Annotated in this window: 11 protein-coding genes; 4 read left to right on the top strand and 7 right to left on the bottom strand. The window is 40.7% G+C overall.

Annotation, left to right across the window (positions count from 1 at the left end):
• The gene (locus CDG77_RS17635) at positions 1-774 is read right to left on the bottom strand and encodes a DUF928 domain-containing protein (RefSeq protein ID WP_094330644.1); all 774 of its coding nucleotides are present in this window, start codon (positions 772-774) and stop codon (positions 1-3) included.
• Positions 775-1,290: 516 nt separating this feature from the next.
• On the opposite strand from CDG77_RS17635, the gene CDG77_RS17630 reads away from it, so the two are divergent.
• From CDG77_RS17630 to CDG77_RS17620, 3 genes are all read left to right on the top strand, one after another.
• Complete coding sequence (locus tag CDG77_RS17630; RefSeq protein WP_094330643.1) at positions 1,291-2,331, top strand: cyclic nucleotide-binding domain-containing protein; 1,041 nt, start codon at positions 1,291-1,293, stop codon at positions 2,329-2,331.
• 120 nt (positions 2,332-2,451) lie between these two features.
• A complete protein-coding gene (locus CDG77_RS17625; RefSeq protein WP_094330642.1) occupies positions 2,452-3,894 on the top strand; it encodes an NHLP bacteriocin system secretion protein in 1,443 nt (480 codons plus the stop codon).
• Positions 3,895-4,008: 114 nt separating this feature from the next.
• The gene (locus CDG77_RS17620; protein WP_094330654.1) at positions 4,009-6,192 is read left to right on the top strand and encodes an NHLP family bacteriocin export ABC transporter peptidase/permease/ATPase subunit; all 2,184 of its coding nucleotides are present in this window, start codon (positions 4,009-4,011) and stop codon (positions 6,190-6,192) included.
• Positions 6,193-6,469: 277 nt separating this feature from the next.
• On the opposite strand, the gene CDG77_RS17615 is transcribed toward CDG77_RS17620, so the two are convergent.
• Entirely contained in the window at positions 6,470-6,736 is a 267-nt protein-coding gene (locus tag CDG77_RS17615; RefSeq protein ID WP_094330641.1) for a hypothetical protein, read from the bottom strand.
• A 153-nt stretch (positions 6,737-6,889) separates the two neighbouring features.
• Here CDG77_RS17615 and CDG77_RS17610 point away from each other — a divergent pair, with 153 nt between their 5' ends.
• A complete protein-coding gene (locus CDG77_RS17610) occupies positions 6,890-7,786 on the top strand; it encodes a thiopeptide-type bacteriocin biosynthesis protein (RefSeq protein ID WP_094330640.1) in 897 nt (298 codons plus the stop codon).
• Positions 7,787-7,853: 67 nt separating this feature from the next.
• On the opposite strand, the gene CDG77_RS17605 is transcribed toward CDG77_RS17610, so the two are convergent.
• The 5 genes from CDG77_RS17605 to CDG77_RS17585 form a co-directional block, all read right to left on the bottom strand.
• Positions 7,854-8,552 carry a DevA family ABC transporter ATP-binding protein gene (locus CDG77_RS17605; protein WP_094330639.1) on the bottom strand — a complete coding sequence of 233 codons (699 nt, stop codon included), beginning with the start codon at positions 8,550-8,552 and terminating at the stop codon, positions 7,854-7,856.
• Positions 8,553-8,626: 74 nt separating this feature from the next.
• On the bottom strand, positions 8,627-9,799 hold the full coding sequence (devC, locus tag CDG77_RS17600; protein WP_094330638.1) for an ABC transporter permease DevC: 1,173 nt from the start codon (positions 9,797-9,799) through the stop codon (positions 8,627-8,629).
• A gap of 87 nt (positions 9,800-9,886) precedes the next feature.
• Positions 9,887-11,086 carry an ABC exporter membrane fusion protein gene (locus CDG77_RS17595; RefSeq protein ID WP_181154287.1) on the bottom strand — a complete coding sequence of 400 codons (1,200 nt, stop codon included), beginning with the start codon at positions 11,084-11,086 and terminating at the stop codon, positions 9,887-9,889.
• Between the two features lie 974 nt (positions 11,087-12,060).
• The gene (locus CDG77_RS17590; protein ID WP_223269849.1) at positions 12,061-13,302 is read right to left on the bottom strand and encodes a pentapeptide repeat-containing protein; all 1,242 of its coding nucleotides are present in this window, start codon (positions 13,300-13,302) and stop codon (positions 12,061-12,063) included.
• 331 nt (positions 13,303-13,633) lie between these two features.
• Positions 13,634-14,971 (bottom strand): pentapeptide repeat-containing protein, encoded by a 1,338-nt coding sequence (locus CDG77_RS17585; RefSeq protein ID WP_094330637.1) that lies wholly within the window; start codon positions 14,969-14,971, stop codon positions 13,634-13,636.
• Between the last annotated feature and the right edge of the window lie 7 nt (positions 14,972-14,978).

Below are 14,978 nucleotides of genomic sequence, written 5' to 3'. Positions count from 1 at the left end.
TTACTTAGTCTTGTCATTGCAGATATCTACTAAAGGTTTGGAAACTAAATTTTTTAAACCGACTGACTCCAATAATGCTTGCCAATTAGCCATGACTGTGCGATCGCTAGGATTGGCAAGACGTTGCTCTACTAAAGTATGCACCAGTTCGTACCAAATACCAGATGTGGCATACACTTGGGACAGTTGTTTGGGATTTGTCCTAGCTATCTGCTTCGATAAATCAGGAGTGGGTTGAATTCGTTCTACCCAACCATCAACAGCGATTTCCTCTGCTAGTTTGTCTGCACCGCAAGCGATCGCCATATACCAGTGATACTGTTTACCAACTTTGAGACTTGGCGCTTCTGCCGGGAGAGTAAAACCAATAATTCCTGATTGCTTAGGAAGTTTAAAAGTCGTTTCGTAGACTATATCCTCACCATCTAGAAGTGAAAAGCGAGCAGTTTCTACTGCTGTCTGCGGTACAAACCAGTAAAATGTCGGACGTTCTGCAAAGGTTAAACCTGATTTATTCGCAGGCATTAAGGGAGTTAAAGTTTCTTTACTCTCTAAAAAGCAGGAACCACCACCACGACTTGCACCACCAGCCGTAGTTTGTGGTGCTTTTCGATTTGGTGGGATAAACTTCTGACTAATTTGCCAACTCTGGAATCTGTGGAATTTAAGTGAAATTGGTGATTCAGCGATCGCGATTCTGGGGAAACTAGAAATCACTAATACCAGAGATATAGAAAATGCTGGAAATTCTCCAAACTTTTGGATTAAATTCATATTAAGTCCTATTAATTTTCAATCATCTAACAAAGACAAATATTTGCGATCGCCCGAAAAAGTAATATTGAGTTAAATTAATTACCAATCATAAAACCTATATTAACTTTTGTCTAAAAACTTTGTTAAAGATTTCACCAAAAAAATGAAGCCCGTAGAATTTACTATAAACAAGGGTATAGTAATTCTGAATCGTTCCAGAGAAAATACGTAAAGTTTTGTAAGTAACTTTAATGACAAAGAATAGAACGATTGCTATAGTTGTCTGGTAACTCTATAAGAATTCTACTTGAATCTTGCTAAGTATACTGAGCAAGAAACCTGGTTTTTCAAAAATCAAATATGAGTCCTATAGCTTCTGATGCAACTCCACCCCTTTTCTGAAAAACCTTGTTTTGACTGAATTTTTACTACTTCTGTCAGACACCTAGGTTGAAAACTTCAAGAAAACTAACAAAAAGCTCTATTTTGCTGTAACAAATGATTTATTCCCACTCATAACCAAGTTTAAATCTTATGATTAGACAAATCCTGGTTAATACTCCGAATTTTGCTGCTTTCAGAGAAAGTGATATTGATTGGATGCTCAGTGTTGGCCGATGTAGAGAGCATCCTATTGGTGAAGTTCTGATTCAAGAAGGTAAAGAAATTGTTGATACGGTAGAAATTTTGCTAGAGGGAGGATTAAGTATTTGTGTTTCTCCCACAGGCAATGTAAAAGACGCACAAGAAATCGATCGCGTATCGCCAGGGGAAATTGTAGAAGCATTATCTTTAATAGATAATGCTTATCCAGCTAGCACGTTGATAGCTCTGGAACCCTCACGAGTATTAGCACTGCCAAGAGAATTATTAGTCAAAAAGTTAGAATACGATACAAAATTTGCCGCCAGTTTTTATCAAATGCTGTCTGTTTTACTTTCACAGCAATTGCGGAGACTGACTGATTTTCTGACTAAGAACAAAGTACTTCCAGGAGAGCCACTGCGAAAAGTTTTGTTTGTGTTCGCTATTTTGGATGATGGCGATATTGATTGGATGATTTCCCAAGGAGTAAGAACTAAAGTCAATCCAGGTAAGGTGCTAATTGAAGAAGGAAAACCTGTTGAAGCATTATATATATTGTTAGATGGGAAGTTAGGAGTTTTTGTTACCACCCCACACAATAAACTTGCCGAAAGAGAAATTGCTCAATCAGTCAAAGGCGAAATTTTGGGGGAAATGTCTTTTGTCGAAGCAACAACCGCCTCTGCCACAGTCAAGGCAGCAGAATCTTCTGTATTACTAGCTTTACCACAACAGAAACTAGCTGAAAAATTAAAGCGAGATGCAGGATTTACAGCCCGTTTTTACAGAGCGATCGCTGTAGTTTTAGTAGATCGGATTCGCGATCGCCTCTTCCGTCGTGGATTTGGCAAATTGTCTTACCAACTAGACCAACTCTTAGCAGAAGATATTGAAGTTGAAGATGAACTCAACTTAGATACATTAGACAATACCGCGCTTGCGGGTGCTAGATTTGACTGGATGATTAAACGTCTGAATCGACAATCTTGAAGGGGGCAGGGGGCAGGAGGCAGCTTCATTAGTCTCCAATTCCAGTCTAATTACGAACTTGTACTGAGCGCAGTCGTTGGCGCAGCCTCTCGTAGAGAAGTATTACGAAATAACAAATGAATGGCTGAAAATCAAGATAGTATATTTCGCAAAGAATCACTGGATCGTTTATCTTCTCCAGAAAGATTGGATCAGTTAATGCAGGTAGTCAACCCTTTAGATTGGCTGCCTTTGGCGACGCTGGGTAGTTTTGTATTACTGGGGTTAATTTGGAGTATTTTTGGACGTATTCCTGTGACGGTAACAGGAAAAGGAATACTCATTCAACCTAATCAAGTTGTCACTTTTGAGTCGCCAATTTCAGGACAGCTAAAAAGTCTGAATGTCAAAACAGGACAATGTATAGATCGAGGATATGTCCTAGCAACGATCGATCCGACGGATCTCAAGCAGCAATTGCAACTGCAACGCTCAAAACTAGGGCAATTACAAACACAAGAACAAAATTCATCGTTGCTTCAGCGACAACGTACTGTTAAAGAAAAAGAAGCGATCGCATCTTCTAGAGTTAATTATCTTCAACGTTTGCGGGATACTCAGACTCTCACACCTGCGTTTTATGAAAAAGGCTTAAATGCCATCCGCGAACAGCGCATCAGTTTGCAGCAACGACTCAATGATGCTGTAGCGATCGTACCTATACTGAAAGATAGATTGCAAAAGCGCCAGCAACTCGCAGATGCGGGAGCTATTTCTAAAGATACATATCTACAAGCACAGCAAGAATATACACAGGGAATGCAGACCCTATACGATCTCAGAGCGCAGCTTAAACAGTTAGATGTACAAGAAACAGAAGCACAGCAGAGATACTTACAAAATTTAAGTTCTGTAAGCGAACTGCAAGCGCAATTAAAAGATTTAGATACTAAGAGCCAACGGACTGAGCAAGAAAACGCCGAAAATCTCAATACAAAAATTAATCAAATTCAAGAAGTTAATCGAGCGATCGCTCAATTAGAAAAACAAATATTAGATAATAGTCAGATTGTTAGCCCTAGTAATGGCTGTGTATTAGAAGTAACTGGTTTTTTGGGACAAGTTACTAGTCCCAAAACTCCCCTTGTCACCCTGAACATCGGCAACAAAAACACTCCACTAATTGCCGTCTCCTACTTTAATGTCCAAGATGGTAAGCAGATTCAACCAGGAATGATGATGCAAATCACCCCCACGTCCGTGAAAAGAGAACGCTTTGGCGGCATTGTCGGTAAAGTTGCCTCCGTTTCCCCCTTACCTGTGACTAAAGAAGGTGCAAAGTCTGTAATTGGCAACTCTGATTTAGTAACCAACATCTTGTCAACTGGCGGTGGAGACATTGAAGTGCGAGCAGAAATGGAAATAGCTCCATCTACCTTTAGCGGTTATCGCTGGTCTTCATCACAAGGCCCAAAATTAAACATTTCTACCGGGACAACTACCAGTGTCCGGGTTAAAGTAGCAGAGCAGGCACCAATTACTTATGTCTTGCCCATTCTACGAGAATTTACTGGCATTAACTAAAATTTTAAAAATAGTCTTGTGCAATTGATTCAGCAATTAATTTCCTCAATTCAAAACCTCAATCCCTTACGTAAAAAAGCCCCATTATCAGACCTAGAAACAGCACAAATTAAGATGCCTTCCCGCGTCAAAACTCCCACCCTATTGCAAATGGAAGCAGTAGAGTGTGGAGCAGCAGCTTTCGGGATTATTTTGGCCTACCATCGCAAAATTGTGCCTTTAGCAGAACTGCGACAAAATTGTGGGGTTTCTCGTGATGGTAGCAAAGCCTCAAACATGATCAAAGCTGCAAGAAATTACGGTATGCAAGCCAAAGGTTTTAAAAAGCAGTTGGCACAATTACAAGAACTTCGTCTGCCATACATTGTTTTCTGGAATTTTAATCATTTCTTAGTAGTAGAAGGATTTAAAAAAGATTGGGTTTATCTCAACGACCCAGGTACGGGGCCGAGGCGAGTCTCCTTCAAAGAATTTGATGAAGCCTATACAGGGGTTGTCCTGGTGATGGAACCAGGCCCAGAATTCCAACGTGGGGGTCGCAAACCTAGCTTAATAGGCGCACTTATTGACCGTTTGCGGGGTTCTTGGGGAGCCATTCTCTATTGTTTTCTGGCAGGATTTTTTCTAGTTATTCCAGGGTTAGTTTTACCAGTTTTTAATCAGATTTTTGTCGATAATGTTCTGGTAGAAAATCGTACAGATTGGTTGCGCCCATTGATTTTGGGAATGACAATCACTGTGATTCTTCAAGTCTTGTTGACATTACTACAAAGACGGTTTCTGAGAAAGCTAAATATTAAGTTATCGGTGGAAATGTCCGGGCAATTTATCCACCATATTCTGCGCTTGCCAGTATCATTTTATTCCCAAAGATTTGCTGGAGAAATTAGCAGTCGAATCAATATCAATACTAAAGTTGCGGAAGTATTATCGGGGCAATTGGCTAGGACTGTGATTGATACCGTGATGGTAGTATTTTACGCCATAGTTATGTTTACTTATGATGGCATACTGACTGCGATCGGTATCTGTTTTGCGGCGATTAATATATTGACATTGCAGTGGATTTCCCGGCAGCGTACAGATATTTATATGCGAATCATCCAAGATAGAGGCAAAGTTGCAGGTACAGAAATTGCTGCCCTTCAAAGTATGGAAACCCTCAAAGCATCAGCGTTGGAATCTGATTTTTTCTCCCGTTGGTCGGGTTACTACACAAAATTTATCAACGGTCAGCAGGAATTAGGCATCACTAATCAAGTACTAGGCGTTTTACCTATTTTATTGACTAGTTTAAGTTCCCTATTAGTTTTAGTTATTGGGGGTCTACGAGTCATGGATGGGCATCTCAGCATCGGGATGTTGGTTGCTTTCCAAAGTTTAATGACTAGCTTTTTGACTCCAGTCAACTCTCTGGTTAATTTCGGCAGCACCTTACAGGAACTAGAAGGAGACTTAAATCGGCTGGATGATGTGTTACAAAATGCAACCGATCCAGAATTGGACAGTCATAATAATTTACATACCTCAACAGCCAAACCCTTACAAAATGCTTCATCCTGCGAACTTAAGGGATATGTAGAATTAAAAAATGTGACATTTGGTTACTCACGAACAGATGGGCCTCTAATTCAAGACCTGAGTTTTCAACTAAAACCAGGACAGCGAGTAGCCTTAGTTGGTAGTAGTGGTTCTGGTAAATCAACAGTTGCCAAATTAGTAGCGGGACTGTATCAACCTTGGTCGGGAGAAATTCTCTTTGATGGTATGCCCAGAGAGCAAATTACTAAGGCGATACTTTCTAATTCTCTGGCAATGATGGAACAGGAAATTTTTCTGTTTGCTGGCACTGTTCGGGATAACTTGACCTTATGGGATAATACAGTGTCAAATTCTCAATTAGTGCGAGCTTGCAAAGATGCTGCCATTCATGAAGTCATTTTAGCTTTACCTGGGGGGTATGAAGGCAACTTACTTGAGGGTGCTGCTAATTTCAGTGGAGGACAGCGCCAGCGTTTAGAAATTGCTCGTGCATTAGTCAACGATCCGACAATTCTGATTATGGACGAAGCAACCAGCGCCCTAGATGCAGAGACGGAAAAAATTATTGACCGAAATCTGCGCCATCGAGGCTGTTCTTGTATTATTGTGGCTCACCGCCTCAGTACTATCCGCGACTGTGATGAAATCATCGTTTTAGAAAAGGGTAAAGTAGTGCAACGAGGCAACCACAAAGAAATGTCCCAGCTTGATGGTTCTTATGCACGGTTAATTCGGTCAGAGCAGGCTAGTGTTTAGTAATGATACAGTAGAATTCAGAAGTCAGAATTCAGGATTCAGAAGTGAAACAGGCTTTATGCTTGGCTTTGAGACTTAGTTTGTGTACTCCATTAACTTAAAATCTGCTGTATTTGCGATCGCAGTTCCTGAAAATAACCTCTTAAGATATATGAATTAAGTTATACTTTCCCTCCCAGAGACTTGTTCAACATCGCTTCACGTCTTCTCAACTCCCGAATATTCTTGATAGGCTCAAGACCAAGATATTGCCCGCGAATTCTTAAAGATAGGTAGTTCAAAGGTATCGGCGATCGCTTTCACTACCCGCCAATGAATGGCTTACAGCCTCTAATTTATTCAACCATTCCAAATGATGCGATCGTGCTTGTGTCTCATCTTGCAACAACAGCGACAAGGACTGAACATCAACCGAAGGGGCTGGAAACAGATTAGCCAATCGACGATTATAAGGGTTACGTCCTAAACGATAAGCAATTGACATGGCTGGTTCCAAATACTCAATATAATGCCATTCGATCCGGTCGATGTTGTCGAGAATCATGTTACTTTTAGTTGCTGATATGCCGTAATGCTGCTTTAAGCCAATTTATATTGTCAACCTTTGTTTTCTTGATTTAACATTGGCAAAGTTACGAACAGCTTACAGACTAATCTAAATATTTCAGACAAATTAAAGCAGCCATAATAGTCCTAAATGATTCACGATCGACAATTTAGTAGTCAAAACTGGGAAAACGGGGATTGGGTGCAACTCAACGTGGGACTCGTAAGGCATCAGGACGAGGCATTACCAAGCGCTCGCGCCCTTTTTGCTCGGCTCGAACCTTTGGTTGCTGACTGGCGGAGTAATGATTTGTTGCGCTGGTTCTTCTTTATGAGAAAACCGCCAGATGTCCGGGTGCGCTTTTTTACAAGAGTGGATCGACAACAAGCGATCGCCCAAATCTCTGAACTCATGTATACTCTTGAGCGTGAGAATTTTATTAATCAATTTTTCTTTAGTGACTATCAACCTGAGAGCGATCGATTTGGTGGGCTGGAAGCGATGAAGTATGTCCATCAGCACTTCGACGCGGACACTTCAATATGGCTTATACTTGACCATCTCGATCGACATAAACTTAGTGCTATCCCCAAAGACTTACTTCTGCCAACTGTGCTGCACGATCTTTTTAGCCGTGCTTTGTCAGATCGAGTATCTATTCTGGCAGCTTGGCACAGTTTAAGGGCTTTGATTCCTACACCTCCTGAAGCCACAATTCCAACAGTTGAACTACTTTCTCTCAAAACTTTGTCTGAGTCTCGAACCCTAGCAAGACAAGAAGCTGATGTATTACAAAAATATGCAACAGCAAACGACATGCTTGCAAAGGAATTAGTTAATCTTCAGCATCTTGGTCAATTGACACAGGATCTGGCTGATATACTTGCCGCAGTCGCGATGTTCAATTTTCACCGCCACGGGTTTGACTGGCATCGTTCAGGGAAATTAATTGAAGCTATAATCCGAATTCTTGAGCAAAAGGATGAAATTAGGACTGGCCCTTTCAAGGTGTGTGATTTTGCAGCTTTTTCTGGTTTAGAATTTTAGCAGTTGAGACATGGGGCTTATTCTTGAGGTAAGTTCGTTTTGGTTGAGCTAGTACAAAGCATCAACTCTAAGCTGATAGTTTGAATTTTGACTTGAGTTTGCCATCTTCCATCTCAACGATGCGATCGGCAATGTCTAGGATGCGGTTGTCATGAGTCACCATCAAGATTGTACAGCCTTGTTCTTTTGCCAGTTTTTGCATGAGATTGACTATATCTCGTCCCGATTGGCTGTCAAGGGCGGCGGTGGGTTCATCCGCTAAAATTATTTGAGGATGACTGACTAAGGCACGAGCGATCGCTACTCTTTGTTTTTGTCCCCCAGACAGTTTATCAGGATAGTAATCCAAATGATTTCCTAATCCTACCTGCTCTAGCATCTGGGCCGATCTCACTAGCATCTTTTTTAACCCAAGATATTTGTGTAATTCCAAAGCCATTTTGACGTTTTGGAGTGCCGTTAAACTACCATGCAAGTTATGTGCTTGGAAAATATAACCGTTATGCCGTCGCGCCTGCACTAGTTGTTCAGCACTAGCGCCACAAAGTTCTCGTCCCAACACCTGCAAACTACCAGATTGAGCAGAACGCAATCCACCCACTAAGGTTAGTAAAGTAGTCTTTCCAGAACCAGAGGGCCCGGTCATAATAATAATTTCACCAGCGTTAATCTCTAAGTTGATATTAAATAGAACTTGCTTACGGAGTGAATTATGGCCAAAATGGTGGTCGAGATTTTTAATAGAGATGACAGATTGACTAGTCATAAATAGCTCGATTACTCATAATAATTATCATTTGCAAATGACAAATGACAAATGACAAATGACCAATGACAAATTTAGAACATATCAGCAGGATCGGTGGCTTGGAGTTTGCGGGTAGCGATCGCACCAGAAATTGTACACATCATGATAGTCAGTACTAATACCTGCAATGCCCGAATCGCAGTCATGTACATGGGTAAATTTGTGGCACTGCGAGTCAGTTGGTAAAGTGCTAAAGATACTCCCAATCCGGGGAAGAAACCTAGTGCTGCCAAAATCAACGATTCTTCAAGCACCACACCTAGCAGGTAATAATTGCGATATCCCATTGCTTTGAAGGTGGCATATTCTCGAACATGGGCATTAACATCGGCGGAAAGGACTTGATAGACAATAATCACGCCCACCACAAAGCCCATTGATACACCCATGCTGAAAATAAATCCAATTGGCGAATTTGTTCTCCAAAAGTTGTTTTCAAATTCAATAAATTCGGCGTGGGTTAAGACTTTGACATCATCTCTCAGATAGGCTTTAAGCATTGCTGCTACTTTTTTCGGGTCATAGCCTGGTTTAAGAACAATCAAACCAAGACTGACACTGCTGGATTGTCGCCCAGAAAATAGCCGCAAAAAGTTTTGATCGCTGGTAATCAGATTGCCATCAGAACCAAAGGAAGCCCCGACTTGAAATAAGCCACTAATGGTAATTGTGCGCCGTTCTATTTCGGTTGTTAGGGTTTTACCTTGGTCAATTTGAGCGATCGCTTTTTGATAATCTCCTCTTGCACCACGATCGAATAAGACGGTATCTGGTAGCTTAATCGCCTGTAATTGCTGGTTAACATCTGGTAAATCAAAAGCTGGTTTGTCTGGGTTGAAGCCGATAACTAACACCCCCGTTTCACGGTGTGTTTGGGGATTTTTCCAGATTGTGTTATTGAAATACATTGGTTCTGCTGACTTCACCCCTGGTATATCCATTGCTTGGTAAAGTCGCCGCCGAGAAAATGTAGACAAGCTTGGCAAGTTACGGGCTTGGGGACTGGTTAAAACAATATCTGCTTGCAAACTGCGATGTAATCTGGTGTTACTGTCGTACAGCGCAGTTTGAAAGCCCAACTGCATAAACATGAGAAGATCCGCAAAAGCAATGCCTGATAATGCTACCAAGAGACGGCTTTTTTCATGATTCAGTTGCAGCCATCCAAGAGGTGTTCGCCGTAACAGTTGTTTAATCAATCCCATAATTAGGTACTGGGGACTGGGGAATGGGGACTGGGGATTGGGTACTAGGATTGGAAAACTTTTTCCTAGTCCCCAATCCCTGATTTTTCACAATTCAATTACTGCCTTAACTTGCATATTGGTTAAGGTGGCAGCTTTTCGGCTGGAGGTTTCATCTAGCCGGATATGGACTTCTACTACTCTGTTGTCGATATTGCTGACGGGATCTGTGTTAATGACATTCTGCCGTCGCACTTGCAAGCCTTTGCGATCTACGATTCCCTGCAATTCAATTGGGAGGTAATCACCGAGTATTCGCACTTGCTGGCCGGAATGCACTTTGCCGATATCGCTTTCGTAGACTTCGGCTATGACATACATCTGATTGGTTTGTCCGATATCAGCAATGCCATCATTTGAGACTAATTCGCCAGGATGGGTATGGATCTCAAATACCTGTCCATTTTGGGGCGATCGCACCTGGGCCTGTTTGAGATTGACTTTTGCCAGATTCATGGCTGCTACGGCACGATTGATTTCTGCTTGGGCAGCTTCTACATCTACTCCTCGCACCTCAGCAATTTCCTCAAGGGTTGCAGTAGCTTCTTTTACCTGTTGCTGGCTAGTTGATTGGGTACGATTTAATTGTGCTTGCGCTTCTTGCAGGCTTTTTTGGGCGGTTTCTAAGTTTAAACGCTTACTATCCCGTTGAGAAGCAGAGATTGCACCCTGTTGATATAGTTGCTGATAACGCTCGTCTTCTGCTTGGGCGTTACGCAGTTGGGCTTGAAATCGCTCAATTGTTGCTGCTTGAGCATTAATATTACCTTGACGTTCTGCTTCTGTGCGAGCGATCGCAGCTTTTTGGGCAGCAATTTCACCGCGTTTAGCACCTGCTTGGGTACGGTTTAGGTTTGCCTGGGCTACTTTCACTTGTTCCTGCGCCTCTTTTAATTCTGCTTGCAAGCGATCGCGGCTATTCAAAATCGCAATTACCTGTCCTGCTTTTACCCTATCCCCCTCCTTTACTAACAACTCTTCTACCCGACTTCCTTCCGCAGACACCGCAGCAGAGAGTTTAATTACCTTTCCCTGTGGTTCAATCCGTCCTAAAGCTGTTACCGTTTTTAACTGTGGCAATTGTGTTGCTGGCGCTTGTGTCTCTGAATTTACATAATTTTGCCAGCGCTTTACTATATAAAAACTTATTCCGCCAACAAATAAAGATGCAATTATACCTATAGCAACGGATGGACGCAGAATATATTTAGGGAACGTTCTGTACCCTAGCTTTGAGTTTCGCACCATAGATTACCTCTTAACTAGTGGCGCAGAAAAAACTGAATTGATTAAATTTCTACTATTAATTATTTATTTTTTTTACTAATCTTTACTTCCTTTGTTAATTAGTTAGTTATTGTTCATTTATTGATTATGAGTTCAAAAAAAGGAAATCATTGAGAATTTAGTAAAATACTCCAATTTAGCCTTATAGGATAAGAACATGCTAATCTCAGTATTAATAAACTTATGTTACTGATGAATTAGTTTGGTTTTTTGAAAGTACTTAGATATAGTAAACGGTTTCAAAATAACCGATTGTAACAGCGCCAACAATCAGAGGCAAATTCAGTCAAAAGTCTTTTGTTATGAAAAACAAATAAGTTTAAATTACTAAAAAACATCTTTAGGTTTGAGAGATTTCTCATTTTTAATGATATATTTTATTCCAAATACCAATTCGTTCTTAAGATAATGTTTTAAACATCTCCTTGTCAGTATCAAAAGTTCTATATCTCTCTAAATCTCTTTTAAAAAGCGGGACTTTGATTCCAATTCCCCTTTTTAAGGCTATGTTGTCCACATATACTTAGATTTTTTAATCAATCAAATATGATTCCTATATAGGAATCATATTTGATTTTTGAACAAAACTAGGTATTGTAGGGTGTGTTAGAACGCAGTTCGTAACGCACCAAACCCTTGACGATCGTGCGTTACGCTGTCGCTAACACACCCTACGTATCTTTTCAGAAATCAAATACTAGTCCTATAGCTTAAGTCTACTTAGGTGGACTAAACGATCGATTCAGTCCACTTGAGTGGACTTGAGCTATTAACCGAACTTCAGTTATGGACAGATGTCGGTAGGTGTAACAGTTAAAAAAGCAATTCTAAACTACATCGACACAAACAAAACCCGCCTGCGCGGGTTAAAAAACTTTATTTTCTCTTAGTCGTTCTCGTTTGTATAGCCATGAATTCTATTCGCTAGGGCTTCTTTACTGCCACTGTTGTGGTATGTTCAAATTTTCCGGTAAGATTGTTGTGCGATCGCCAATTGCCTCTTCAATCTGCTGTAATTCTAGGTTTTCACATCCGCTCAAGTTTGCCCTAGAGAGGTTGGCTTCTTGGAAGTTCGCATCTTGCAGATTAGCTGTACTGAGTAACACACCTTCTAAGTTGGCTCCAGCAAGTTTTGCTCTTTGCAGGTTACTACCAATCAGGTTGGCATCTTGGAGGTTGCTACCCTCAAAATTTATTTCAAAGAGGTTAGCATCACAAAGAATTGCCCCTTCTAAGTTAGCATCACATAGGATTGCCCCTGTCAAGTTAGCATCACAAAGGATTGCCCCTTCTAAATTGGCATCATAAAGAATTGCCTTTGAGAGGTTTGCTTTTCTGAGGACTACTCCTTGCAAATTGGCTTCTGGAAGGATTGCCTTTGAGAGGTTTGCTTCATAGAAGATTGAACCACAAAGATCGGTTACTGATAAGTCAGCCTCCGAGAGATTTGCTCGTGTAAAATTGACCCATTGTAAGTTAGCTCCTACGAGGATTGCCCTAGAGAGGTTAGCTTCCGTTAAGTCTGCATTACGGAGGTCTGTATTGCGTAAATCCAGTTTCTGATTTACCGGATCTTTATATGCATCGCGTCGTCCAATGACAGTTAAGGCTGTTTGAATATCTGTAGGAAGTTTTGATGACTCCTCTGAATCGTTCTCATATTCATGATTCACCGGAGAATTCTCGCGGATAAAAGCAGCGAGAATTTCCATAATTGTCCAATGGTCTTTCTGAGAATCTTTAGCAATCTGTTCTAAAGCATAAATGGCGGCAAATCGTGTTTCAATCTTTTCATTTCCCAGTTGTTCAATCGCTTTACAAAAACGTTCTGGAACAATCTCTTCTGGAGTTGGTTGTGTGTTATTGATACCAGTTACGATATTCTTATCCCAAGCTAGCGTCCCAGCAAGGAGTTGTGTTAACAGACTTTGATTCTCATCTAGGGAAAGTTTGGAAGTGTAGTAAGCATTAGTAATTAATGCCAGTCCTCCAATAATTATGGCAAGAGTTGTTAATGCTTGATTAATATATTCTATTTTTTCCTGATTTGAAAATCCTTCAATACTTTCAAATAATGAGAGAATAAGAGTTGCTGAGAAAATAAATATAATTGAGATCAATACCAAAAAAGTCGTGAGTCCATTTGTCTTTATAAAAGATATGTCATAAGTCTTCATATCTGGCTCCTTACGGAAATAAATTTAGGTTGATTTTAAGAGTATCTATAAATATCTGATAGCGTACAAATACGGAAGTACTTGTCAAGTACTTAAATCTACTTAATGGAAATCATCTATGAAATCCATCACAACTTATTTTTCAAACATCCCCTGAACTACGGAGGTTAGCGGTAGAGGCACAATGCTGTTGTGCGTGAAACGAAGCTATTCTACGCAATTGAAATGTCCATATTAATTGGAAATAAGATGTTACTTTAGTCAACTTTGTATTTTAAAAAACTCACGTTTGAGGTTCAGAGGGTCAAGATTGAGGTTCAGAGGGTGAAATTTAAGCTTGCCAGTGTTTGGGTGGTTGAAGATTTTCCGGTAAGATTGTTGTGCGATCGCCTTTTGCCAATTCAATCTGGTGTTGTTCTAGGTTTTTCACTCCCCTGAGTATTGCCCCTTGCAGGTTAGCTTCCTTGATAATTGCTTCTTGTAAGTTGGCTTCCGTGAGGTCTGCTCCTTGAAGATTGGCTCCGATAAGAAATGCCTTTTGTAAATTGGCTTTCTCAAAGAATGCCTCTCGTAAATTGGCTCTCATGAGAAATACTTCTTCTAGGTTGGCTTCCTCAAGGAATGCCTCTCGTAAATTGCTTCCATTCAGTTTTGCCCCTCGCAAGTTGCTTTGCCTAAGGTTTGCTCCTTGCAGATTGGCCTCTCTGAGAAATACCTCTTGCAGATTAGCTAGTATAAGGTCTGCTCCTTGCAGGTTGGCGAACTCAAGGTTTGCCTTTCGCAGATTGATGCCAATTAGTTTTGCTCCTTCAAGGTTAGCTTGTTTAAGGTTTGCCTCTTGCAGGTTAGCACCAAACATATCTGCCCCTTGGAGATTGGCTTTAGTGAGTTCTGCCTTTTGCAATTTGGCTTCCCTGAGGTCTGCCTTTTGCAATTTGGCTTCCCTGAGGTCTGCTCCTCTAATATCGATATTACGTAAATCCAGTCTCTGATTTTCTGGGTCATTCTCAGACTTGCGCCGTCCAATTGTGGTAAGAGCAGCTTGAATATCCGTCTGAAGTTTTGGTTTTTGCTCTATCTCCTTTGGTTTTTGATAATTCCAAGTATTGACTATTATTAATGAGTCCGAATTTCCTAATGAGTCCGAATTTCCTGTATTTTTCTCGGAAAAATCCATCAAAGGAGCATTCTCTCGCACAAAAGCTGTGAGGACTTCCATGATTGTCCAGTGATCTTGAGTAGAATCTTTAGCAATTCGTTCTAGAGTATAAATCGCACCTAATCGCGTTTCAATCTTTTCATTTCCAAGCTGTTCAATAGCCTTGGCAAAGCGTTCTGCGATTTGTTTGTCTTGTGCTGAGGCTGCATTTATTAAAGCAGCTTCAGCACTTTTATTTGCAGCCTCAGCACTCTTATTTGCAGCTTCAGCACTTTTATCCATAGCTTCCGCACGCTTGGCTGCATAGTAAGCATTGATAAACACTGCAATTGCGCCGAAAATTGTCGCAGTAGTTTTTAGCGCTTCCGTTTCATTTTTTACTCGTTCATCTATTGGAGGTATATGCCAGACAAAGGAACCGACTATAACGGATGAAATAATAAACAATACAATAAATAAAATTAGAACTATAAACGAATTTCTGGGTGTGTCTGTCTTGTTATCAGACATAAATTAT

The sequence above is a fragment of the Nostoc sp. 'Peltigera membranacea cyanobiont' 213 genome, assembly GCF_002245975.1.
In the GTDB taxonomy this organism is placed as follows: Bacteria; Cyanobacteriota; Cyanobacteriia; order Cyanobacteriales; family Nostocaceae; genus Nostoc.
The sequence above is the reverse complement of the archived record's forward strand: the minus strand, read 5'-3'. Positions and strand labels throughout refer to the sequence as shown.